Genomic DNA, 22,413 nt, shown 5'->3' with positions numbered 1-22,413 from the left:
GGGATATTTGCGATGAACTCAACCACCCAGGAAAAGCTGCTGGCGCAGGCGGAACGCCTCTGCCAGCAACGCAATGTGCGATTGACGCCGCAACGGCTGGAAGTGCTGCGTCTGATGACTCAGCAACCCGGTGCAATCAGCGCTTACGACCTGCTCGATCTGCTGCGCGTCGCCGAACCGCAGGCCAAGCCGCCGACGGTCTACCGCGCGCTGGATTTTCTGCTGGAGCAAGGGTTTATCCATAGGGTGGAGTCCGCCAACAGCTACGTGCTGTGCCACCACTTCGAACAGCCGATGCATACGTCCGCGCTGTTTATCTGCGACCGCTGCGGCCAGGTGACCGAACGCACCACCGAAGGCGTAGAGGAAACGCTGCAAAAGCTGGCTCAGGAGGCCGGATTTGCGCTGCGGCACAGCGTAGTGGAAGCGCACGGTCTGTGCGCCGGCTGCGTGGAAGTTGAAGCTTGCGACAGCAAGCATGACTGCGCCGAACACGATCACAGCATCGCCATCAAGAAGAAGTAAGACAAAATCAGGTACCTCCCTGTACCTGCGGCCGGAGCGCCAGAGGATGGAGCGACGCCGGCCTGCGCTGTGCAAGCCGCCTTCAATGGCGGCCCTGCAGATTACCAGCGGTGTTTGGTGTGATCTTCCCAGGCTTTCACCTCTTTTTCGGCCGCCTCTTTCTGGTAACCGTAGCGCTCCTGGATTTTGCCGACCAGCTGTTCGCGTTTCCCTTCGATGACCGTCAGATCGTCATCGGTCAGCTTGCCCCATTTCTCTTTCACTTTGCCTTTCAGCTGCTTCCAGTTACCGTCGGCTTGATCTTTATTCATAGTCTCTCCGTTAACCTGTGGTGAATCAGTGATCCCTGTCGCCGGCCGGGGTTAACCAGAAATTTTTCTGGCTGATGCTCCCTTCACCTTAAGAAGCAACGCTCCCCTTCATTTACCAGCCACATGATTCATTCTAGTTAAACATGGAAATAAAAAAGCCAATTTGCAGAATAAAAAACCATTAAAAAATACAATAAAAACAAAAAACGCCAACAAACAACGAGCTAACGCGCACGGGTCTGGACTGAAAACATGTAAGTAAACATGAATAAAACATAAGACAAATTAATAAACAACCCAACAAAGCGTCCGACCTAGCGTGCAGCAAACCAGCTGCCGCGCACCTGATGACGGTGCCAAATCCAGCCCAACGCCAGGCCGCGCAGCGCCAGAAACACCGCCAGCGCCAGCCAGAGCCCGTGGTTGCCTAGTAGCGGCACGCTGAACAGCGCCAGACCGTATCCCGCAGCGGCCACCGCCATGCTGTTACGCATCTCGGCGCCGCGCGTGGCGCCGATAAACATGCCGTCCAGCAAATAGCACCACACCCCGACCAACGGCAGAATGACCTGCCAGGGTAAATAATGGGCGGCCAACGCACGCAGTTCCGGCAAAGAGGTCAATGCCGCCACGATCTGCTGGCCGGTAACGGCATACGCCAGGCCGAAGGCCAACGCGACCAGCCCTGCCTGCCTACAGGCCGCGTGCCACACCTTGCGCAGTTGGCTGTCGTCCCGGGCGCCGTAGGCGTGGCCCGAATGAGCCTCCACCGCATAAGCGAAACCGTCGAGCGCATAGGCGGTGAACGTCAGCAGATTCATCAATACCGCATTGACCGCCACCACCTCGCTTCCCAGGCGAGCGCCGAAAATGGTCAACGACGCAAAGCACAGTTGCAGCAACAGTGAACGCAGCATGATGTCGCGGTTGAGCGCCAGCAGGCGACGCAGATCGCCACGCCAGGCCTGGCGCAGCATCTGCAGGGTAATACCGCGCAGGCGCATCACCCGCCACGCCAACCACAGGCCGAGCAGCAGCGTAGCGTATTCGGCGATGGCGGTTGCCGCCGCCGCCCCCCGCACGTTCCAGCCCAGGCCCATCACCAGCCAGATATCCAGCACGATGTTCAGCAGGTTGCCGACGATCAGCAGGATCACCGGCGCCCGCACGTACTGCACGCCGAGCAGCCAGCCCAGCAGCACCAGGTTGGCCAGCGCCGCCGGCGCGCTTAACCAGCGGATCTCAAGAAAACGCCGCGCCTGCTCCAGCACCTCGCCATCGCCGCCGACGATCCGCAGCGCCAGTTCGATCAGCGGGTAGCGCAACAGGACGATCGCCCCCCCGGCCAACAGCGCCAGCAGCAGCGGTTGCATAAAGGCGCGCGCCAGCGCCTGCGGGTTTTTCGCTCCCAGCGCCTGCGCCGCGAGGCCGGTGGTGCTCATGCGCAGGAATAACAGCAGCATGAAGAGGAAACTGGTCGCCACCGCGCCGATCGCCACGCCCCCCAGGTAGATCGGGCTGTCGAGGTGGCCTATCACCGCGGTGTCCACCAGCCCGAGCAGCGGCACGGTAATATTGGAGAAGATCATCGGCAGGGCGAGGCGCCACAGGGCTTTATCGGTGTCGCTGGTGAAGGCGGAAATCAGGCGCATGATGGGATGTTCCTGTGACTGAGTGACAAAGGGCGAAGTCAGAAACAAAAACGCCCCAAAACAGGGGCGATTGATACAGGGAGCGGCGGTGATGGGCCGGCGATTAAATCCAGTCGCCGTTGCGGATCACGCCGACCGCCAGCCCTTCGATAGTGAAATTCTGCTGACGCAGATCGACCACTATCGGTTGGAATTCATTGTTCTCCGGCAGCAGTTCAACCACGTTGCCGTGCTTTTTCAAGCGCTTGACCGTCACTTCGTCTTCGATGCGCGCGACCACGACCTGGCCGTTGCGCACGTCTTGCGTTTTGTGCACCGCCAGCAGATCGCCGTCCAGAATGCCGATGTCGCGCATCGACATGCCGTTCACCCGCAGCAGGAAATCGGCGCTCGGTTTAAACAGGGAAGGATCCACCTGGTAGTGCCCTTCGATGTGCTGCTGCGCCAGCAGCGGCTCGCCGGCGGCGACGCGGCCGATCAGCGGCAGCCCTTCTTCTTCTTCCATCAGCAGACGGATACCGCGCGAGGCACCGGAGACGATTTCGATCACGCCTTTGCGTGCCAGCGCCTTCAGGTGTTCTTCGGCGGCGTTAGGCGAACGGAACCCCAGACGCATCGCGATCTCGGCACGCGTTGGCGGCATGCCCGTTTGCGAAATGTGCTCGCGAATCAGATCGTAGACCTCTTGCTGTCTGGTAGTTAGTGCTTTCATTCCGCCCCCTGTTTGTTTATACAGTCTTGCTGTGAGTATATACAGGTAAGCGCGGATTGGGAACCGAAGAATAAATAAAAATCAGTCAGTAGGCGCTTTTCGTCAGCCGAAATGCTGCCATAAGACCGTGCCCCAAACGAACAGCGCCAGCGCGATCGCCAGCGACACCGCCGCCGATCCCATGTCCTTGGCCCGCCCGGACAGCTCGTGATGTTCGCTGCCGATGCGATCCACCACCGCCTCGATCGCGCTGTTCAGGATCTCGACGATCATCACCAGCGCTACCGATCCGATCAATAAAATGCGCGCTATCGCACCCACATCCAGCCAGACAGCCAGTATGATAGCCAGAAGGGTGACCACCAGTTCCTGGCGGAAAGCCGCTTCGTGCTGCCAGGCGGCGGATAGCCCTTTATAGGAATAGCCGGCGGCCTTGATGATGCGGGTCAGTCCGGTTGCTTGGTTTGCCATGTTTTCGTGCCTTTCTCAGAGGTCGGTCATAATAAAAAGAGTCTAGAACAGTCGGCGCTGACGGCTCTCGGTTTTCGAACACCACAGATCTGCTACCCGGTTTCTGGTATGCTTGCGGCGCATTGCTAACAAGAGGCTTCACGTTGTTATGTCAGGTTGGCGTAAAATTTATTATAAAATATTGAATTTACCACTTAAATTGTTGGTAAGAAGTAAGGTCATCCCTTCAGATCCGGTTACCGAGCTAGGGTTGGATCCCTCACGGCCGATTTTGTATGTTTTACCTTACAATTCCAAGGCGGATTTGCTGACGCTGCGCACCCAGTGCCTGGCGCAGGATCTGCCCGATCCGCTCAACTCGCTGGAGATCGACGGCACCGTGCTGCCGAGCTACGTGTTCATTCACGACGGCCCGCGCGTGTTCCGCTACTACACCCCGAAAGAAGAGTCGGTAAAGCTGTTCCACGACTATCTGGATCTGCATCGCAGCAACCCGGATCTCGACATTCAGATGCTGCCGGTTTCGGTCATGTTCGGCCGCTCGCCGGGCCGCGAAGGCCACGGCACGCCGCACCTGCGTCTGTTGAACGGCGTGCAGAAGTTCTTCGCCGTGCTGTGGCTCGGCCGCGACAGCTTCGTGCGTTTCTCCAACACCGTGTCGCTGCGCCGTATGGCGACCGAACACGGCACGGATAAAACCATCGCGCAGAAACTGGCGCGCGTGGCGCGCATGCACTTCTCGCGTCAGCGCCTGGCCGCGGTGGGCCCAAGCCTGCCGGCCCGTCAGGATCTGTTCAACAAGCTGTTGGCGTCCAAAGCGATCGAAAAAGCGGTCGAGGACGAAGCGCGCAGCAAGAAGATCTCGCACGAGAAGGCCCAGCAGAACGCCATCGCGCTGATGGAAGAGATCGCCGCCGACTTCTCCTACGAAACCGTGCGTCTGTCCGACCGCGTGCTGAGCTGGACCTGGAACCGGTTGTATCAGGGCATCAACGTCACCAACGCCGAGCGCGTGCGCCAGCTGGCGCAGGACGGCCACGAGATCGTCTACGTGCCCTGCCACCGCAGCCACATGGACTATCTGCTGCTGTCCTACGTGCTGTATCACCAGGGCCTGGTGCCGCCGCACATCGCCGCGGGCATCAACCTCAACTTCTGGCCGGCCGGCCCGATCTTCCGCCGCCTGGGCGCGTTCTTCATCCGCCGCACCTTCAAGGGCAACAAGCTGTACTCGACGGTGTTCCGCGAATACCTCGGCGAGCTGTTCACCCGCGGTTACTCGGTGGAATACTTCGTGGAAGGCGGCCGTTCCCGCACCGGGCGCCTGCTGGAGCCGAAGACCGGCACCCTGTCGATGACCATTCAGGCGATGCTGCGCGGCGGCACCCGTCCGATCACGCTGGTGCCGATTTACATCGGTTACGAGCACGTGATGGAAGTGGGTACCTACGCCAAAGAGCTGCGCGGCGCCACCAAGGAAAAAGAGAGCCTGCCGCAGATGCTGCGCGGCCTGCGCAAGCTGCGCAACCTGGGTCAGGGTTACGTCAACTTCGGCGAACCGCTGCCGTTGACAGCTTACCTCAACCAGAACGTGCCGCAGTGGCGCGAGTCGATCGATCCGATCGAAGCTCAGCGTCCAAGCTGGCTGACGCCGACGGTCAACGATCTGGCCGGCCAGATCATGGTGCGCATCAACAATGCCGCCGCGGCCAACGCCATGAACCTGTGTTCCACCGCGCTGCTGGCCTCGCGTCAGCGTTCGCTGACCCGCGAACAGCTGGTCGAACAGCTCGAGTGCTACCTGCAGCTGATGCGCAACGCGCCTTACGCGCATGACGTCACCGTACCGACGCAAACGCCGGACGAGCTGCTGGATCACGCGCTGAACATGAACAAGTTCGAGGTGGAAAAGGACAACATCGGCGACATCATCATTCTGCCGCGCGAACAGGCGGTGCTGATGACCTATTACCGCAACAACATCCACCACCTGCTGGTGTTGCCGTCGCTGATCGCCAGCATCGTGATGCATCACCGCCGGGTATCGCGCGCCGAACTGCTGCGCCAGATCGGCATGATCTACCCGATGCTGAAAGCCGAGCTGTTCCTGCATAACGACAAGGAACAGCTGCCGGACGTGCTGCGGCCGATGATCGACGAGCTGATCCGTCAACAGTTGATCTGCGACAAAGGCGACGATCTGGTGCTCAACCCGGCGCGCATTCGCCCGCTGCAGCTGCTGGCCGCCGGGGTGCGCGAAACCCTGCAACGCTACGCCATCACCATGTCGATCCTCAGCGCCAACCCGAGCATCAACCGCGGCGCGCTGGAAAAAGAGAGCCGCATCATGGCGCAGCGTCTGTCGGTGCTGCACGGCATCAACGCGCCGGAGTTCTTCGACAAGGCGGTGTTCTCCACCCTGGTGGCGACGCTGCGTGAAGAAGGCTACATCAACGACAGCGGCGATGCGATCCGCGAACACACCCTCGAGGTGTACAGCATGCTGAGCGATCTGATCACGCCGGAAATCAAGCTGACCATCGAAAGCGTCAACATGCCGGAAGAGACTAACGCTCTGCCGCAAACCGATGCGGAAGAAGAGAAAGACGAGTGATTTCGCCCGGCGCGAAAACACAAAAGGCACCCCTTGGGGTGCCTTTTTTCTTGCTGCAGGAAACCGTTACGCCGGCAGATAGCTCAGCGCGATGCCGATAAACACCACCAGCCCGACATAGTTGTTCTGCAGGAAGGCCTTGAAGCAGGCTTCGCGCTCGCGCCCGGCGATCTGCTTCTGCTGGTGAATGAACAGCGCGCCCGCCAGCAACAGCGACCAGTAAAACGCGCCGCCGAGCTGCGCCAGATAACCAACCCACGCCAGCAGCAACAACGTCGCGAACTGCAACAGCCCGACGATCAGCTTGTCATAACGCCCGAACAGGATGGCGGTGGACTTGATGCCGATTTTCAGATCATCGTCGCGATCGACCATCGCATACAGCGTGTCATAGGCTACCGTCCAGCAGATGTTCGCCAGCAGCAGCAGCCAGCAGCTGAGCGGCAACGATTCGCTGACCGCCGCATAGCCCATCGGAATGCCCCAGCCGAACGCGGCGCCCAGTACGAACTGCGGCAGGTTGGTCACCCGCTTCATAAACGGATACACCCAGGCCAGCGCCAGCGCCGCCAGTGACAGCCAGATGGTCATCGCATTCAGCGTCAACACCAGGCAGAACGAAATCAGCACCAGCACCACGAACAGCACTTTGGCCTCTTTCGCGCTCACCCGGCCGCTCGGCATCGGCCGCCCGGCGGTGCGCTTTACGTAGCCGTCCACCGCGCGATCGGCGTAGTCATTCACCACGCAGCCGGCGGCGCGCATCAGGAACACGCCGAGCACGAACACCACCAGAATCGACAGCGGCGGCACGCCTTTCCCGGCCAGCCACAGCGCCCACAGCGTCGGCCACAACAGCAACAGCGTGCCGATCGGTTTATCAATGCGCATCAAATGGCTGTAAGCCCGCCATTTACTTTGAGTCACGCTTCCCTCCAACGTCTTGTTCTCCTCTCTTATGCAGGAACCGCTGAATACAGCGGCGAAGCCGGTAAAAACAGTTCGGTCAGCAGCAGCGGCTTGCCCGCCAGCCGCAGCCGTGAACGACGCGCCCACAGCGCGTCCTGCCGGCCGATATGGATATAGTCGCGGGTCAGATCGCCGCTGCTGAACAGATAGCGCCCGAGCGGCAGCGTCCCCAGATCCACCAGCGCCTGATCGGGGCCGGTCAGCGTATGTTCCGGGATCACCGTGCGCCCCAGCAGCCAGGGCTGGTCGTCGCCCAGCAGCACCACTTCGCGCAGCCAGTAGCGCGGGCTGTCGGGCAGGTGGTTCGCCTCGTCGCCCAGCGCCTCACGCGTGACGAAGCATTCGCGCTGCGGTTCAACGCGCACCTGGGCGCAATGGCGTTCAAATCGGCGGGTCATGGAGCCTAACTCCATCAGCCAGTCGCTGACGGCGGCGGGCGCCGGAGGATCCTGTTCGGATAACCACTCCAGCGGCGGCAGGATGGAATCCCTGATGCCAGACATTGCTTTACTCCTCGCCTGAACCGCAGCCGGTACGGCGCGCCAGACGATACAAACTGTTAACAGGCCCCCATTGTAGCGCAGAAATGCGAAAGCGGCAGGCTGATTCGTGGCGAAAACGGCAGGTCTGTCGGCCGGAAAAACCGGGGTTCTGTCATCTTTTTGCCATCCGCATTCTCTATCTTCATTTCCCGGCGCGCTGACGATTCTGTGATCGCCCGCAAAGTTTCAGCTTCCTCGCGTTGTGTTATCTACGCGCGTAGATACCCTGATACGGCAGCGTTGAATCGCCATGCGTCCGACATGATTTGTCGGCACACCTTTGTTGCCGGCACCAGGGAAACCATCTTTAACCGCGCCCCTCCAGGCGCAGAACAAAAGAGGATAGCACTGCCATGAGCGAAACAACGCTTGCCCCTTCACAGACCGCCGACGCCGCGCTGGCGGCCGATGAACGCCTGGCAACCAAAGAGGGGCGCAGCCAATTTTGGCGCGCCACCTTCTCCTGTTGGCTCGGCACCGCCATGGAATACGTCGACTTCGCGCTGTACGGCCTGGCGGCCGGCATGGTGTTCGGCGACGTGTTCTTCCCCGAAGCCACGCCGCTGGTGGCGCTGCTGGCCAGTTTCGCCACCTACTCCGTCGGCTTCGTCGCGCGGCCGATCGGCGCGCTGGTGTTCGGCTGGATCGGCGACCGCAAAGGCCGCCGCGTGGTGCTGATCACCACCGTGGCGCTAATGGGCCTCTCCACCACATTGATCGGTCTGATCCCGTCCTATGCGCAAATCGGCGTCTGGGCGCCCGCCTGCCTGGTGATCCTGCGCTTCGCGCAGGGGTTCGGCGCCGGTGCGGAGCTGTCCGGCGGGGCGGTGATGCTGGCGGAATACGCGCCGGCCAAGCGGCGCGGGCTGGTCGCGTCGATCATCGCCATCGGCTCCAACAGCGGCACCCTGCTGGCGTCGCTGGTGTGGCTGCTGGTGCTGCAGCTCGACAAGGAAGATCTGATGAGCTGGGGCTGGCGCATTCCGTTCCTCGCCAGCATTCTGATCGCCGGCGCGGCGCTGTACCTGCGCCGCCACGTGCGGGAAACGCCAGTGTTCGAACGCGAGCTGCAGCAAAACCACCAGCGCATGCTGGACGCCGCCCAGGCCGCGCCGGACTCACGCAGCTACCTGCAACGCACCAAGGCGTTCTGGGTGATGCTCGGCCTGCGCATCGGCGAAAACGGCCCCTCCTACCTGTGCCAGGGCTTTATCGTCGGCTATGTCGCCAAGGTGCTGATGGTCGATAAATCAGTGCCGGCGCTGGCGGTGCTGATCGCCTCACTGTGCGGTTTTCTGGTGATCCCGCTGGCCGGCTGGCTCTCCGATCGCTTCGGCCGCCGCATCACCTACCGGTGGTTCTGCCTGCTGCTGGTGCTGTACGCTTTCCCTGCGTTCTGGCTGCTCGACAGCCGTGAGCCGGCGATCGTCATCTCGGTGATCGTGGTCGGCATGTGCATCGCATCGCTGGGGATCTTCGGCGTACAGGCGGCCTATGGCGTCGAACTGTTCGGCGTGAAGAACCGCTACTCCAAAATGGCGTTCGCCAAGGAGCTTGGGTCGATCCTCTCCGGCGGCACCGCGCCGCTGATCGCCACCGCGCTGCTGTCCGGTTTCGGTCACTGGTGGCCTGTCGCCTGCTATTTTGTTGTAATGGCGGCCATCGGCTTAATCACCACCTTCTTTGCTCCCGAAACCCGCGGCCGCGATCTCAATCTGCCGCAGGATGCCGCGTAGCGGGAAGGCGAACAGGACCTCAATTTGGATAATCACTCCGCGCGCCGCGTTACCCGCGCCGACGTGGCTCGCATAGCGGGCACCTCCGTCGCCGTGGTCAGCTACGTGATCAACAACGGCCCTCGCCCGGTGGCGGAAGCCACCCGGCTGCGCGTGCTGGCGGCGATCGAGCAGACCGGCTACCGGCCGAATGACATCGCGCGGGCATTGGCCTCCGGCAGCACGCAAACCTATGGGCTGGTGGTGCCGGATATTTCCAATCCGTTCTTCGCCACGCTGGCGCGGGCGCTGCAGCAAGAGGCCTTCAGCCGCGGCCGCGTGCTGCTGCTGGGCGACGCCGGCGACGACCGGCAGCGCGAGTATGAGCTGATCAACAACCTGCTGCGCCGCCAGGTCGACGGCCTGCTGTACACCAGCGTCGATCGCCATCCGTGGTTCGAGCTGATCCGCGCCTCCGGCACGCCCTGCGTGATGATAGATACCATCGACAGCCAGGCCGGGGTCTGCGCCATCCGCGTCGACGAGCGCGACGCCGCCTGCCAGGCGACCCGCCATCTGCTGCAGCATGGCTATCGCGACATCGGCATTTTTATCGGCCCGCTAACCATGCTCAACGCGCAGGATCGCCTGAACGGCTGGCGCGATGCGCTGCTGGAGGCGGGCATCGCGCCGCGCGACGAGTGGATTTTCGAGGTCCCCTACACCCGCCAGGGCGGCTACCAGGCCACCCAGCGCATGGTGCAAGGCCCGCACCCACGCGCCGTTTTCACCTCCAACGAGCAGCAGGCGCTCGGCTGCCTGTCGGCGCTGGCGGAACATGGGCTGCGCGCGCCGGACGATCTGGCGCTGATCTGTTTTAACGGCACGCAGCAATCCGAATTCAGCGTGCCGCCGCTCAGCGCGGTCGAGCAGCCGATCGACGCCATGGCCAAGCGGGCCATCGCCATGCTGGCCGCCGGCGCCGCGCCCGCCGAGCTGCATGAATTCGCTTTTCAACTGCGCATCCGCCATTCATGCGGCTGTTAGCGGATTTTCAGGACACCTTACTATGCGTTTAATCATTGATTGCGATCCCGGTAACGGCGTTCCCGGCGCCAACGTCGACGACGGTCTGGCGCTGGCCCTGGCGCTGGCGGCCAAACCGCAGCTGCAGCTGGAGCTGATCAGCATCGTGGCCGGCAATACCCCGCGCGAAGTGGGCTTCGCCGTCGCCACCGATCTGCTGGCGCAAAGCGGCTACCAGGTGCCGGTCGCCCTCGGCGCGGCGCGCGCCCTGAGCGAGCCGCCGGAGCCATGGCGCGCTCATCTGGACCGCCCAATCGCCGATCCCAAGCTGGCGGCGCTGTGGCGCGACTTGCCCGCGCCCTCGCTGGCCAACGCGCCCGCACCGGACGCCGCCATCGCCATCGGCGAACTGATCTGCCGGCATCCCGGCGAGATCACGTTGGCGGCGATCGGCCCGCTGACCAACGTTGCGCACGCCATGCAGCTTTACCCGCAGATGGCGCAGGCGGTGAAAGAGATCGTGATCATGGGCGGCGTGTTCAACGTCGAAGGATACATCAAGGACACCAATTTTGGTTTGGATCCGGAAGCGGCGCGGCTGGTGTTGAACAGCGGCGCCAATATCACGCTGGCCCCGCTGGACGTCACCACCCAGACCATGCTGACCCAGGCGGATCTGGCCGCACTGACCCAGCCGGATACGCCGCTGTGCCGCTATTTGCGCGCCACCACACAGCCGTGGATCGACTATTCGCGCCATACGCGGCGCCTGCCGGGCTGCTGGATCCATGATGCGCTGGTGATCGCCTGGCTGTTGGAACCGCAGTTGGTCACGACCGAAATGTTCCATGTGGATGTGGCGCTGGAAGGGGCGTTGACGCGCGGCAGCTCACGCCGTTGGCGGCCGGGCGGCCTGCGCCTGACGGTCGGCCTGCCGCCGCCGCAGGGCAAGCCGGTGCGCATCATGCAGCAGGTGGACAACCCCCGTCTGCTGACGCTGATCGGCGCAACGCTGGCGCGCGGATGAAAAAAGGTGCGCCAAGGCGCACCAATCATCGAGCCAGCATCGGCAGCGCCGGGTGTTACCCCTTGCCTTTAACGCTGCTGATAAACGTTTTACGCGCAGTGGTCGAGCCCAACTTCTCGGCCTCATTCATCAGCTTCAGCGCCTTGTCGATATCGCCCGCCTTCACCGCCTGCTTGATGCCGTTATTGAAGTAGCTTTCGGTATCGTTGAGCATCGGCTCCGCCGGTTTCTCCGGGGTCGGTGCCGGCGCCGCCACGGCGGCCGGTGCGGTTGATCCCACCACCACCGGCGCCACGGTCGGCGCAGGCTGCAGCATGCCGATCATCACGTTGCCGGTGCCCTGTTCCGCGGTGACCTTAAGCTTCAGCGTGCCGGTCGTCGCGTGGCCGGCGATCGGATCCGGGATATCCGGCACCGCGTTGCCCACGCCCTGCGCATAGGCCTTGGCCGGATTGGTCAGCTGCGTGGTTTTCGCCAAATCCTGGCGGGTGGTGTACACCAGCAGGTAAATCTGTTTTTGCCCGAGCGCCGGCGTCAGCTTCAGCGTGCCTTCGAGGCGATCGGAGGACATCGCTCCCGGCGGCTGGTAAGGGAAATAGCTGCTCGGGTAATACGCCGCCGGGCGCAGATGCTCGTCCAGCACCAGCACGCTCGGCGCGTACAGCGAATTGTTCTTGGCGAGGCTGCTCAGCGTCACTTCCAGCGAACCGCGATCGGCCGGCAGCGTATAGGCGACGATCGCCCCCTGGATCTCGCCCTGATTGAGCTGCGGGCTGACGGCGTCGAGCTTCACTTCTTGCGACACCGGCGGCTGCAGCGGCTGCCACGGCAGGCTTTGCAGCGTGGCGGCGCTGATGGCCGGCGCGACGGAAACGTTGGCCGGCGTATCGGCGTTGGCCGCCAAAGGCACGCCGACGGTCAGCGCCAGCGACAGGCAGAGTGACAGCAGATTCTTTTTCATCGTTATATCCTCTTTCAGCACCGCGGCGGATCAGGCAAGAGATCGGGCCGCGGCGAATGCGGTTGGGGGAGAGCCGGCGGCCCTCCCCGTCCTGTCGTTACCACCAAATTTCCATCTGGGCGCCGAAGGTGACTTCGTCATCCTTGCCGCGGCTGAAGGTATGCATGCTGGTGTCGTTGTAAGCGGTGCCGGCGTTATACCCGGTGTCATCGCCGGTGGCGTAGCCCCACTTCTCATCCCACTTGGCGTAGGTGGCGAACAGGCGGATGGCCGGACGCGACCAGATGCTGTTGCCCGCCTGCCATTGCTGCGCCAGGGTCACTTTATACTGGCCGTTGCGATCGCCGGTGCGTTGAGACTTGACGTTGTCATAGCCGGCTTCCAGCAAGGTGCTCATGATCGGCGTCCATTTGTACATCGGGCGCACGCCCACGGTGTACCAGGTGGTGCCGTTGTTGTTGTCGCGGTCGATGTCCTGGAACATGGCGACATACATCAGCGCCCATTGATCGTTGAAATCGATGGCGCCGTGATCCAGCACGCGGATCATCTTGCCGTTGTTATCGATGGTGGCGCCTTCGTTGCGGCCGTTGTTCTGCGAGGTCATCGAGTCGGTGGCGTACTGCAGCACGAACTTGTTGTAACCGTTCAGGATGCTCTGCGTGTGTTCCGCGGTGAACATCCAGCCGTCTTTGCTGGCACCGTCGGCCAGGCGGTAGTTATCCTGCGCATTGGCGCGGCCGTAGTCCACGCCCAGCTCCAGGGTGCCGCCCGGGTTCAACTCCAGGCCGGCCAGACGCAGGTCGAAAGTGTCGTTGACGGTCGGACGCTGTTTCCATTCGTTATCCAGATAGCCGTAAGAGCCGCCGGATTCGGAGTTGCGGGTCACGGCGGCGGACAGCTTGCCGAAGCCCAGATCGATGTTTTCCAGACCGGCGCCCGGGCCGGAGATATCCCAGTAGTAGAAGTCGATCATGTGAACGTCATGACGCTGATAGAAACGCTTACCGGCCCACAGCGTGGAGCCCGGCAGCCACTCGATCAGGTTTTTACCCTGCACGTTCACTTCGCGGAAGCCCGGCGTCACGTCTTCCCAGTCGGAACGCTGCGAGACCGAATAGGCCAGGTTAGTGTCGAAATAGAAGCTCTTGTCGCCTTCTTTCCACACTTCCTGCCCCAGTTTCAGTTCGGCGTAGGTTTCGCATTCGTTGCCGAGACGGTATTTGCTCGCGGCGCCGGTGGCCTTGAAGCACTGTTGCTCACCGCCGCTGCCGGTCCAGCCGATGCCGGAACGGGCGTAACCGTGGAAATCCACGGCCAGCGCCTGAGTAGAGAGAACACCGGCGGCGACAGCCAGTGCCAGAGGAAGTTTGCGCAGAGTAGTCATCATTATTCTCCTGTTATACCGACTTTGATGCTTTAAACGCCCGGCTCCTGGTGCAGCCGTTTACATGCCGTACCGTCTTCACGGAACAGATGGCAGCGGTGAGGCGGCAGGCCGATGGCGAATGTGGCACCTTCTTCTACCAGCACCACGTCGTTCTGGCGGTACACCAGGTTTTGACGGATGGCCGGGATTTGGATGTGGATTTGCGTCTCGTTACCGAGCTGCTCCACCACCTGTACGTCGCCGGTAAGCCGCACTTCAGAGGCTTCGCCGGGCAGCAGATGTTCGGGACGAATGCCCAGTGACAGGTTGGCGCCGGGCTGAACGCCCGCGCCTTCCACCGGCAGCCAGACCAGTTGGCGGTTGGGCAGTTCGACCTGCACCTGTCGCGGCTCCGCCGCGGTGACCTTGACCGGCAGGAAGTTCATCTTCGGCGAACCGATGAACCCGGCGACGAAGCGGTTGGCCGGGTAGTGGTACAGTTCCAGCGGCTTGCCGACCTGCGCCACGCGACCGGCGTCGAGCACCACGATCTTGTCGGCCAGCGTCATCGCTTCGACCTGATCGTGAGTGACGTAAATCATGGTGCGCTGCAGGCGCTTGTGCAGACGGGAGATCTCGATGCGCATCTGCACCCGCAGCGCGGCATCGAGGTTGGACAGCGGTTCGTCGAGCAGGAATACGTCCGGCTCGGCCACCAGCGTGCGGCCGATCGCCACACGCTGACGCTGCCCGCCGGACAGCGCCTTCGGCCGCCGATCGAGCAGGTGCGCCAGCTGCAGCACCTCGGAGACCTGGTTCACCCGTTGATTGATTTCCGCTTTCTTGGCGCCGGCCAGCTTCAGGCCGAACGACATGTTGTCCGCCACCGACAGGTGCGGATACAGCGCGTAGGACTGGAACACCATGCCGATGCCGCGCTCGGAAGGCGGCACCTCATTCATACGTTTCTCGCCGATCAGCAGGTCGCCGGAGGTGATGTCCTCCAGCCCGGCGATCATGCGCAGCAGCGTCGATTTGCCGCAGCCCGACGGCCCGACAAACACCACAAACTCGCCGTCTTCGATAGTCAGATTGACGTCTTTGGAAATCACGGCCTCACCGAAGGCCTTATAAACGCTGCGCAGTGTCACGCTAGCCATGCGTTACTCCCCTGCTTTCGCAGTTAACATGTCGTGTGAAAATGGCGGAGGCAAAGCCCGCCAAAACCCATTGATGACCCTCTTGCTGCGCGCCGTGCTGCCATGCCAACGGCAAGGTCGCCTCAGACGGCGCGGCCGCCTGAGTATAAGGCTGCAGGTTTATCAGCGCTTCAAGGCATTGATCCTGATGGGTAATAAGTAAGCGCACCACGCCGTCCCGCTGGCTGACCGCGTTCAGCTCGCCGCGCTGGATGAGCGGCGAACGGCGCAGGGCCAACAGCGCCTGGCAGTAACGTAAGGTGGAGTGGCTGTCGTGCTGTTGGCGGCTGATGGCCAATGCGCGGTGTTCGATCGCCACCTGCTGATACCAGCTGATCTCCCCGGCGGTGACCTGTTCGGGGGCTTCATGCCACGGCATTGGCGTTTGCGCGCCGCGCGGATCCTGCAGGCCGGCGGCATGCGGCAGCCCCAGCTCTTCGCCCTGATACAGGCAGATCGGCGCCGGCAACATCGCCAACAGCGTCAAAAAGGCGGCGGCGGAACGCAGGTCGCCCTGCCCCCAGCGGCTGACCACCCGAGGCTGATCGGCGTCGCCGGTGCTCCACAGGCTGTCTGCCAACGTGGCGCGGCGAGCGTGCAGCACCGCCACCAGCTTTTCCGCGCTGAACGGCATCACGTCGAGCGCCAGCGCGCCGTGGGCGAACCGCTGCGGTGCGACGGCATTGCGAACGCGGTTGGCGTCATCGCCGTACCACAGAGTCAGCCCTTCGCCCGTCACCGTCGCCTCGGCCTCCGGCGCCAACGTCTGCGGCAGCAACAGACCGTCGATCGACAGCGCTTTCAGGTATGGCAGCGCCGCCAGCATGCCGAGCGCGTCGCCCACGCCGTCCCCGTTTCCGTCACGGAAACTGGCCGGATGGATCCGGTACAGGGTGGGCTGAGTGGCGATAGGCATTGACGACATAAATCCGGTATCCCTGCAGCGCGTGGCGTTAAAAATCGATGGGCCGATAGTGCGGGAGTCGCCGGAAAGGGTAATCATCCGTAACAGGATTTTTCATGGGGGAGGAGGCGGGAGGATGAGAGAACGACCGCGGCGATGAGAAGTTCCGCGCTTGAGGCAAATCTGTGATCCGGCTGGCAAAAATCGCCCCCCTATTTTGTGCCTGACGCCACAGAATAGAGCACAACGTTAACTGGATCACACTCCTCATCTCAGGGGCGTAGAGGGGGGGAGGATGAGAATATGTCGCGTTGTGACCCACTATTACCGCGAAACGTCTCTCCTTGATTTATGTGCCCACAAAAAGAAGGACTGGATTATGACTCGCAGCATTACCCTCGCCCGCACGCTGGCGCTCTCGGCACTGGCCACCCTGGTGCTCTCTTCTTCCGCCTTCGCCAAGATTGAGGAAGGCAAACTGGTTATCTGGATCAACGGCGACAAGGGCTATAACGGCCTGGCGGAAGTCGGCAAGAAATTCGAAAAAGACACCGGCATCAAGGTCACCGTCGAGCACCCGGACAAGCTGGAAGAAAAATACCCTCAGGTGGCCGCCACCGGCGACGGTCCTGACATCATTTTCTGGGCCCACGACCGCTTCGGCGGCTATGCGCAGTCCGGCCTGCTGGCCGAAATCCACCCGTCCAAAGCCTTCCAGGACAAGCTGTTCCCGTTCACCTGGGACGCCGTGCGTTATGACGGCAAGCTGATCGGCTATCCGATCGCCGTCGAAGCGCTGTCGCTGATTTACAACAAGGACCTGGTCAAACAGCCGCCGAAGACCTGGGAAGAGATCCCGGCGCTGGACAAACAGCTGCGCGCCGGCGGCAAGAGCGCCATCATGTGGAACCTGCAGGAACCCTACTTCACCTGGCCTATCATCGCCGCCGACGGCGGTTATGCCTTCAAGTATGAAAACGGCAAATACAACATCAAGGATGTCGGCGTCGCCAACGCCGGTTCGCAGGCCGGCCTGCAGTTCATCGTCGATCTGGTGAAAAACAAACACATCAACGCCGATACCGACTACTCGATCGCCGAAGCCGCGTTCAACAAAGGCCAGACCGCGATGACCATCAACGGGCCGTGGGCCTGGAACAACATCGAGCAGAGCAAAATCAACTACGGCGTGACGCTGCTGCCGACCTTCAAAGGCAAGCCGTCCAAACCGTTCGTCGGCGTGCTGACCGCCGGCATCAACGCCGCCAGCCCGAATAAAGAGCTGGCGACCGAGTTCCTCGAGAACTACCTGCTGACCAACGAAGGGCTGGCGGACGTCAACAAAGACAAACCGCTGGGCGCGGTGGCGCTGAAGTCCTATCAGGAAGCGCTGGCCAAAGATCCGAAGATCGCCGCCACCATGCAGAACTCGCAAAACGGGGAAATCATGCCGAACATCCCGCAGATGAGCGCCTTCTGGTACGCCGAACGCAGCGCGGTGATCAACGCCGTCAGCGGCCGTCAGACGGTGAAAGCCGCGCTGGACGACGTACAGACCCGTATCACCAAGTAACGACGTCGTGCGGGGCGCCGTGGCGCTCCGCCGTTGCTTCACAGAAAGGAACGCCCTATGCAATTCGCTCACGCCGGGACGCCCGCGCGTAAAAAATCGAAGTGGTGGCAAAGCGACGCACTGAAATGGCTGGTGGTCGGCCTGTTCAGCCTGGTGACCTGCTACCTGATTGTGTTGATGTATGCACAGGGTGAATACCTGTTCGCCATCCTGACGCTGATCCTGGTCAGCGCCGGGCTTTACGTCTTCGCCAACCGCCGCGCCTACGCCTGGCGCTATGTGTATCCCGGCATCGCCGGCATGGGGCTGTTCGTCCTGTTCCCGCTGATCTGCACCATCGCCATCGCCTTTACCAACTACAGCAGCACCAACCAGCTGACCTTTGAGCGCGCGCAATCGGTGCTGATGCAACGCCAGTTCCAGAGTGGCAAAACCTTCACCTTCGGCCTCTACCCGGCGGAAAATCAGCAGTGGCGCCTGCAGCTGACGCCACCGGACAGTGAACAGCCGCTGCTCTCCGAGCCTTTCCGCCTCGACGCCGCGGCGCCGCAAACCCTGACATTGACCACACAGAGCGCCGCGCCGCAGGGCGAGCGCGCCACGCTGCGGGTGATCACCCAGAACCGGCAGGCGCTGAGCCAGCTGGTGGCGCAACTGCCCGACGGCGGTGAATTGCGCATGAGTTCACTGCGCCAGTTCTCCGGCACCCGTCCGCTGTATGCGCTGGACAAAGACGGCAGTACGCTGACCAATAACCAGACCCAGGTGCGCTACCGGCCGAACGGCGACATCGGCTTCTATCAGGCGATCAACGCCGACGGCGGCTGGGCGCAGGAAACCCTGAGCCCGGGCTATACCGTCACCACCGGCTGGAAAAACTTCCTGCGGGTGCTGCAGGACGAGGGCATCAAGAAACCGTTCGTATCGATCTTCATCTGGACCATCGTGTTCTCGGTGATGACGGTGATCCTCACCGTGGCGGTCGGCATGGTGCTGGCCTGCGTGGTGCAGTGGGAGGCGCTGAAAGGCAAGGCGATCTACCGCGTGCTGCTGATCCTGCCCTATGCGGTGCCGTCGTTCATCTCGATCCTGATCTTCAAAGGGTTGTTCAACCAGAGCTTCGGCGAAATCAACATGATGCTCAGCCATCTGTTCGGCATCAAACCCGCCTGGTTCAGCGATCCGCTCACCGCCAAGAGCATGATCCTGATCGTCAACACCTGGCTCGGCTACCCGTACATGATGATCCTGTGCATGGGGCTGCTGAAAGCGATCCCGGACGATCTGTACGAGGCCTCGGCGATGGACGGCGCCAACCCGTGGCAAAACTTCTTCCGCATCACCTTACCGCTGCTGATCAAGCCGCTGACGCCGCTGATGATCGCCAGCTTCGCCTTCAACTTTAACAACTTCGTGCTGATCCAGCTGCTGACCAACGGCGGCCCGGACATGATCGGCACCACTACGCCGGCCGGCTATACCGATCTGCTGGTCAGCTACACCTACCGCATCGCCTTCGAAGGCGGCGGCGGGCAAGACTTCGGCCTGGCGGCCGCCATCGCCACGCTGATCTTCCTGCTGGTGGGCGCGCTGGCGATCCTGAATTTGAAAGCCAGCAAGATGAACTTTGATTAGGGAGAATAACGATGGCCATGGTTCAACCCAAATCCCAGCGCCTGCGCCTGTGGATCACCCATATCTTGATGCTGTGCTTTATCGCCCTGATCATGTTTCCGCTGCTGATGGTGGTCGCCATCTCGCTGCGCTCCGGCAACTTCGCCACCGGCAGCCTGATACCGGAAACCCTCTCTTGGGATCACTGGCGGCTGGCGCTTGGCTTCAGCGTCACCCACGCCGACGGCAGCGTGACGCCGCCGCCGTTCCCGGTGCTGCTGTGGCTGTGGAACTCCATCAAGATCGCGGCGATCACCGCCATCGGCATCGTGACGCTGTCCACCACCTGCGCCTACGCCTTCGCACGCATGCGTTTTCGCGGCAAGAGCACGTTGCTGAAAAGCATGCTGATCTTCCAGATGTTCCCGGCGGTGCTGTCGCTGGTGGCGCTGTACGCCCTGTTCGATCGCCTGGGCCAGTACATTCCGTTTATCGGCCTGAACACCCACGGCGGCGTGATTTTCGCCTACATGGGCGGCATCGCGCTGCACGTCTGGACCATCAAGGGCTATTTCGAAACTATCGACAATTCGCTGGAAGAAGCGGCGGCGCTGGATGGCGCCACGCCGTGGCAGGCATTCCGTCTGGTGCTGTTGCCGCTGTCGGTGCCGATTCTGGCGGTGGTATTCATTCTGTCATTTATCGCCGCCATCACCGAAGTGCCGGTGGCGTCGCTGCTGCTGCGCGATGTGAACAGCTACACGCTGGCGGTGGGGATGCAGCAATATCTCAACCCGCAGAACTACCTGTGGGGCGACTTCGCCGCCGCCGCGGTGCTGTCGGCGATACCGATTACCGCCGTGTTCCTGCTGGCGCAGCGCTGGCTGGTGGGCGGCCTGACGGCCGGCGGCGTGAAGGGGTAATTTGTGCCACTGCAGTGCGTTTGATGTTTTTCCTTATCTTTTACCCTATGGATTTCAAGTTACAGCGAGGCGACCAGCTCGCTAAGCCCAGGCGCTTACTTCAGTAAGTAACTGGGGTTAGCGAGTGCAGTCAACAACGCTGTCGCTTGAAAGACGACGGGTAATTATATCCTGTGTCTTTGGCGGCCTTTGGCCGCCATTTTTATCGCTACTCCCGTTTCAGCCGATCGGTATTGGCCAGATAGAGCGTCACCACCAGCACCAATATCGCCGCGGCGTAGATCAGGGTATCGATGGGGTTTTTGTGGTCCACGATAATCAAACGAATAATCGCGGTAATGCCAATGTAAATAAAATAGCGCAGCGGAAAATGATAACCCGACTCAAAATACTTGACGATCAAGGCGATAAATTCAAAGTACAGGAAATAAATCACGATGCCTTCAATCAACAGGTAAGAAGACGACTCTTCGCTGTTGATAAATAACACCTTCGCCAGATGGATGGTTTCCTTGACCAGAAACACCACCAGAATTGCCGCCAGCAGCAACAAGCCCACGTTCAGCACTCGCTGCAGCCCCTTCGCTATCATGATCGAACGCGACGTTTTTGCCATAAAACCTCTCTCTGAATACCGCTTATATGATTCAACCCTGCCAATATAGGCATTGTCCTAAAAATTCCGTCCCAGGTGAAAGCACTTTAAACCCCATTTAATTCATCACGTTATAATAAGATGTTTCTGCCTTATAGATTTGTAGCAAATCGAAATGTCAACTATCATGGGTCACAGAGATCTTTACATAAAACCAATAACCTCGAATTAACAAGGGAATTCTTTATGCGCGCTAAACTTAACGGACTGGTCGCTGCGGGCCTGTTTACCTGTGCATTGTCCGGCCACGCCGCCGGCCTGGTAGCCCCTGACAACGATCTGCGTAACGATCTCGCCTGGTTGTCTGACCGCGGCGTCATCAACGTCAGCCTGTCCACCTGGCCGCTGAGTCAGGAAGAGATCAGTTCCGTTATCGCGCAGGCCAAGCCGGTGACCAACACCGAGAAAAACGTCATCGACCGCGTGCAGCGCCGTGTCGATGCTCTGAAAGCCAACATCCGCGTCAGCGGTTACGCGTCGACCGATAAACCCGGCACCCCGCAGGGCTTCGGCCAAAACGAGTACGCCGACGATCGCCTGACCATCGGCGCCGGCGCCAACGGCGAGTTCTGGGACGTGCGTCTGCAGGGCTCGGTGGAAGGCGATCAGCGCGTCAGCGACGGTTCCAAATTCAACATGAACGGCTCCTACGGCGCAGTGAAAATCTGGAACCAATGGCTCTCCTTCGGCGAGGTTTCCCAGTGGTGGGGCCCGGGTTACGACGGCAGTCTGATCCGCTCCGACGCCGCGCGCCCGGTGGCCGGCTTTATGCTGCAGCGCGCCGACCAATCGCCGTTTGAAACCCCGTGGCTGTCGTGGATCGGCCGCTGGCAATACCAGCTGTCCGCCGGCCAGCTGTCGCAATACGCAGCCGTACCGGACACCAAGCTGATCGGTGGCCGCCTGACCATGATGCCGACCGACTTTCTGGAGCTGGGCGCTTCACGCGTCATGATGTGGGGTGGTGATGGCCGTCCGCACTCCTGGAGTTCCTTCTGGGATGGCGTAACCGGCAACGATAACACCGGCGATCCGAAAAACGATCCGGGCAACCAGTTGGGCGGTTTTGACTTCAAACTCAAGCTGCAGCCGCTCATCGGCATGCCGGTCAGCTTTTATGGCCAGATCACCGGTGAAGATGAAGCAGGCATGTTGCCTTCGCATAACGCTTACATGCTGGGGCTTGAAGGCCATCCGGAATGGGGCCCGACCACGATCAACTGGCATATCGAAGGTTCTGATACCCGCTCTAACGGCAACGCCAACAACGTGATGTACAACCACTACATCTATCGGGGCGGTTACTACCAGCAAGGTTATCCGCTGGGCCACGCGATGGGCGGCGACGGCCAGATGCTGTCCGGGCGCGTGGAAATGGTGCTGGACGATGGCCAACGTTGGAGCACCCGTCTGGTGTACGCCAAGGTGAACCCGAACAACCAAACCATCAACCGGGCGTTCCCGCGTTCCGATACGCTGAAAGGCATTCAGCTCGGCTGGGGTTACAGCTTCGATTCTCAGGTTAAGTTCGATACCAGCCTGTGGTACACCGACAGCGATCACAGCACCGCCGATGACGTGGGTGCAGGCATCAGCTTCGAAGTGCCGATCAACCTGTAATTTTTTGCAGACGTAAAAAAACCCGCCGCGG

The 22,413-nt window shown here is 61.3% G+C and carries 20 protein-coding genes; 9 read left to right on the top strand and 11 right to left on the bottom strand.

What is annotated here, in order from left to right:
- Positions 1-12: 12 nt before the first annotated feature.
- The gene (gene zur, locus ACTJJ6_RS19275; protein WP_015379223.1) at positions 13-525 is read left to right on the top strand and encodes a zinc uptake transcriptional repressor Zur; all 513 of its coding nucleotides are present in this window, start codon (positions 13-15) and stop codon (positions 523-525) included.
- Positions 526-626: 101 nt separating this feature from the next.
- Here the strand turns inward: zur and ACTJJ6_RS19270 are convergent, their stop codons facing one another.
- From ACTJJ6_RS19270 to ACTJJ6_RS19255, 4 genes are all read right to left on the bottom strand, one after another.
- Entirely contained in the window at positions 627-836 is a 210-nt protein-coding gene (locus tag ACTJJ6_RS19270) for a CsbD family protein (RefSeq protein ID WP_004936743.1), read from the bottom strand.
- A gap of 314 nt (positions 837-1,150) precedes the next feature.
- Positions 1,151-2,488, bottom strand: a complete 1,338-nt coding sequence (gene dinF, locus ACTJJ6_RS19265; RefSeq protein ID WP_079451598.1) for an MATE family efflux transporter DinF — start codon at positions 2,486-2,488, stop codon at positions 1,151-1,153.
- 103 nt (positions 2,489-2,591) lie between these two features.
- Positions 2,592-3,200, bottom strand: a complete 609-nt coding sequence (gene lexA, locus ACTJJ6_RS19260) for a transcriptional repressor LexA (protein ID WP_004936736.1) — start codon at positions 3,198-3,200, stop codon at positions 2,592-2,594.
- Positions 3,201-3,302: 102 nt separating this feature from the next.
- Positions 3,303-3,671 carry a diacylglycerol kinase gene (locus ACTJJ6_RS19255; protein WP_016930276.1) on the bottom strand — a complete coding sequence of 123 codons (369 nt, stop codon included), beginning with the start codon at positions 3,669-3,671 and terminating at the stop codon, positions 3,303-3,305.
- Positions 3,672-3,819: 148 nt separating this feature from the next.
- On the opposite strand from ACTJJ6_RS19255, the gene plsB reads away from it, so the two are divergent.
- Entirely contained in the window at positions 3,820-6,285 is a 2,466-nt protein-coding gene (gene plsB, locus ACTJJ6_RS19250; protein WP_028127547.1) for a glycerol-3-phosphate 1-O-acyltransferase PlsB, read from the top strand.
- Positions 6,286-6,351: 66 nt separating this feature from the next.
- Here the strand turns inward: plsB and ubiA are convergent, their stop codons facing one another.
- Both ubiA and ubiC read right to left on the bottom strand, forming a co-directional pair.
- Positions 6,352-7,224, bottom strand: coding sequence for a 4-hydroxybenzoate octaprenyltransferase (ubiA, locus tag ACTJJ6_RS19245; protein ID WP_028127548.1), 873 nt, complete (start codon positions 7,222-7,224; stop codon positions 6,352-6,354).
- Positions 7,225-7,241: 17 nt separating this feature from the next.
- Positions 7,242-7,757, bottom strand: a complete 516-nt coding sequence (ubiC, locus tag ACTJJ6_RS19240; RefSeq protein WP_033651214.1) for a chorismate lyase — start codon at positions 7,755-7,757, stop codon at positions 7,242-7,244.
- Between the two features lie 392 nt (positions 7,758-8,149).
- On the opposite strand from ubiC, the gene ACTJJ6_RS19235 reads away from it, so the two are divergent.
- Genes ACTJJ6_RS19235 through ACTJJ6_RS19225 form a run of 3 tightly spaced genes read left to right on the top strand, consistent with a single transcriptional unit; the run spans position 8,150 to position 11,564 of the window.
- A complete protein-coding gene (locus tag ACTJJ6_RS19235; RefSeq protein ID WP_016930279.1) occupies positions 8,150-9,532 on the top strand; it encodes an MFS transporter in 1,383 nt (460 codons plus the stop codon).
- 24 nt (positions 9,533-9,556) lie between these two features.
- Positions 9,557-10,558, top strand: a complete 1,002-nt coding sequence (locus tag ACTJJ6_RS19230; RefSeq protein ID WP_440803843.1) for a LacI family DNA-binding transcriptional regulator — start codon at positions 9,557-9,559, stop codon at positions 10,556-10,558.
- A 22-nt stretch (positions 10,559-10,580) separates the two neighbouring features.
- A complete protein-coding gene (locus ACTJJ6_RS19225; protein ID WP_016930281.1) occupies positions 10,581-11,564 on the top strand; it encodes a nucleoside hydrolase in 984 nt (327 codons plus the stop codon).
- A gap of 55 nt (positions 11,565-11,619) precedes the next feature.
- Here the strand turns inward: ACTJJ6_RS19225 and malM are convergent, their stop codons facing one another.
- The 4 genes from malM to ACTJJ6_RS19205 all read right to left on the bottom strand — a co-directional run bounded on the left by malM (position 11,620) and on the right by ACTJJ6_RS19205 (position 16,018).
- On the bottom strand, positions 11,620-12,525 hold the full coding sequence (gene malM / locus ACTJJ6_RS19220) for a maltose operon protein MalM (RefSeq protein WP_440803846.1): 906 nt from the start codon (positions 12,523-12,525) through the stop codon (positions 11,620-11,622).
- A 97-nt stretch (positions 12,526-12,622) separates the two neighbouring features.
- Positions 12,623-13,912: a maltoporin gene (locus tag ACTJJ6_RS19215; protein ID WP_028127550.1), complete on the bottom strand. Its 1,290-nt coding sequence runs from the start codon at positions 13,910-13,912 to the stop codon at positions 12,623-12,625.
- A gap of 32 nt (positions 13,913-13,944) precedes the next feature.
- Complete coding sequence (malK, locus tag ACTJJ6_RS19210; protein ID WP_016930284.1) at positions 13,945-15,054, bottom strand: maltose/maltodextrin ABC transporter ATP-binding protein MalK; 1,110 nt, start codon at positions 15,052-15,054, stop codon at positions 13,945-13,947.
- Positions 15,047-16,018, bottom strand: a complete 972-nt coding sequence (locus tag ACTJJ6_RS19205) for an alpha-amylase family glycosyl hydrolase (RefSeq protein WP_049299931.1) — start codon at positions 16,016-16,018, stop codon at positions 15,047-15,049. The genes malK and ACTJJ6_RS19205 overlap by 8 nt, the downstream gene beginning before the upstream one ends.
- A 358-nt stretch (positions 16,019-16,376) precedes the next feature.
- On the opposite strand from ACTJJ6_RS19205, the gene malE reads away from it, so the two are divergent.
- Genes malE through malG form a run of 3 tightly spaced genes read left to right on the top strand, consistent with a single transcriptional unit; the run spans position 16,377 to position 20,107 of the window.
- Positions 16,377-17,570, top strand: a complete 1,194-nt coding sequence (malE, locus tag ACTJJ6_RS19200; protein WP_016930286.1) for a maltose/maltodextrin ABC transporter substrate-binding protein MalE — start codon at positions 16,377-16,379, stop codon at positions 17,568-17,570.
- Between the two features lie 57 nt (positions 17,571-17,627).
- Positions 17,628-19,205: a maltose ABC transporter permease MalF gene (gene malF / locus ACTJJ6_RS19195; RefSeq protein ID WP_016930287.1), complete on the top strand. Its 1,578-nt coding sequence runs from the start codon at positions 17,628-17,630 to the stop codon at positions 19,203-19,205.
- Positions 19,206-19,216: 11 nt separating this feature from the next.
- Positions 19,217-20,107, top strand: a complete 891-nt coding sequence (malG, locus tag ACTJJ6_RS19190) for a maltose ABC transporter permease MalG (RefSeq protein ID WP_004936696.1) — start codon at positions 19,217-19,219, stop codon at positions 20,105-20,107.
- Positions 20,108-20,315: 208 nt separating this feature from the next.
- Here malG and psiE read toward each other — a convergent pair whose 3' ends face one another.
- Entirely contained in the window at positions 20,316-20,723 is a 408-nt protein-coding gene (gene psiE / locus ACTJJ6_RS19185) for a phosphate-starvation-inducible protein PsiE (RefSeq protein ID WP_015379238.1), read from the bottom strand.
- Between the two features lie 225 nt (positions 20,724-20,948).
- Between psiE and ACTJJ6_RS19180 the strand changes: the two genes are divergently transcribed.
- A complete protein-coding gene (locus ACTJJ6_RS19180) occupies positions 20,949-22,382 on the top strand; it encodes a capsule assembly Wzi family protein (RefSeq protein WP_016930288.1) in 1,434 nt (477 codons plus the stop codon).
- Positions 22,383-22,413 lie beyond the last annotated feature (31 nt).

It is taken from the genome of Serratia sp. 22278, assembly GCF_052045405.1.
In the GTDB taxonomy this organism is placed as follows: Bacteria; Pseudomonadota; Gammaproteobacteria; order Enterobacterales; family Enterobacteriaceae; genus Serratia; species Serratia marcescens.
This window is presented reverse-complemented; position numbering and strand designations above follow the sequence as displayed.

What these genes read in the sequence shown, in the direction of transcription:
- zur (WP_015379223.1), top strand. Translation starts at nt 13, where the DNA reads ATGAACTCAACCACCCAGGAAAAGCTGCTGGCGCAGGCGGAACGCCTC.
- ACTJJ6_RS19270 (WP_004936743.1), bottom strand. Translation starts at nt 836, where the DNA reads ATGAATAAAGATCAAGCCGACGGTAACTGGAAGCAGCTGAAAGGCAAA.
- dinF (WP_079451598.1), bottom strand. Translation starts at nt 2,488, where the DNA reads ATGCGCCTGATTTCCGCCTTCACCAGCGACACCGATAAAGCCCTGTGG.
- lexA (WP_004936736.1), bottom strand. Translation starts at nt 3,200, where the DNA reads ATGAAAGCACTAACTACCAGACAGCAAGAGGTCTACGATCTGATTCGC.
- ACTJJ6_RS19255 (WP_016930276.1), bottom strand. Translation starts at nt 3,671, where the DNA reads ATGGCAAACCAAGCAACCGGACTGACCCGCATCATCAAGGCCGCCGGC.
- plsB (WP_028127547.1), top strand. Translation starts at nt 3,820, where the DNA reads ATGTCAGGTTGGCGTAAAATTTATTATAAAATATTGAATTTACCACTT.
- ubiC (WP_033651214.1), bottom strand. Translation starts at nt 7,757, where the DNA reads ATGTCTGGCATCAGGGATTCCATCCTGCCGCCGCTGGAGTGGTTATCC.
- ACTJJ6_RS19235 (WP_016930279.1), top strand. Translation starts at nt 8,150, where the DNA reads ATGAGCGAAACAACGCTTGCCCCTTCACAGACCGCCGACGCCGCGCTG.
- ACTJJ6_RS19225 (WP_016930281.1), top strand. Translation starts at nt 10,581, where the DNA reads ATGCGTTTAATCATTGATTGCGATCCCGGTAACGGCGTTCCCGGCGCC.
- malM (WP_440803846.1), bottom strand. Translation starts at nt 12,525, where the DNA reads ATGAAAAAGAATCTGCTGTCACTCTGCCTGTCGCTGGCGCTGACCGTC.
- ACTJJ6_RS19215 (WP_028127550.1), bottom strand. Translation starts at nt 13,912, where the DNA reads ATGACTACTCTGCGCAAACTTCCTCTGGCACTGGCTGTCGCCGCCGGT.
- malK (WP_016930284.1), bottom strand. Translation starts at nt 15,054, where the DNA reads ATGGCTAGCGTGACACTGCGCAGCGTTTATAAGGCCTTCGGTGAGGCC.
- ACTJJ6_RS19205 (WP_049299931.1), bottom strand. Translation starts at nt 16,018, where the DNA reads ATGTCGTCAATGCCTATCGCCACTCAGCCCACCCTGTACCGGATCCAT.
- malE (WP_016930286.1), top strand. Translation starts at nt 16,377, where the DNA reads ATGACTCGCAGCATTACCCTCGCCCGCACGCTGGCGCTCTCGGCACTG.
- malF (WP_016930287.1), top strand. Translation starts at nt 17,628, where the DNA reads ATGCAATTCGCTCACGCCGGGACGCCCGCGCGTAAAAAATCGAAGTGG.
- malG (WP_004936696.1), top strand. Translation starts at nt 19,217, where the DNA reads ATGGCCATGGTTCAACCCAAATCCCAGCGCCTGCGCCTGTGGATCACC.
- psiE (WP_015379238.1), bottom strand. Translation starts at nt 20,723, where the DNA reads ATGGCAAAAACGTCGCGTTCGATCATGATAGCGAAGGGGCTGCAGCGA.
- ACTJJ6_RS19180 (WP_016930288.1), top strand. Translation starts at nt 20,949, where the DNA reads ATGCGCGCTAAACTTAACGGACTGGTCGCTGCGGGCCTGTTTACCTGT.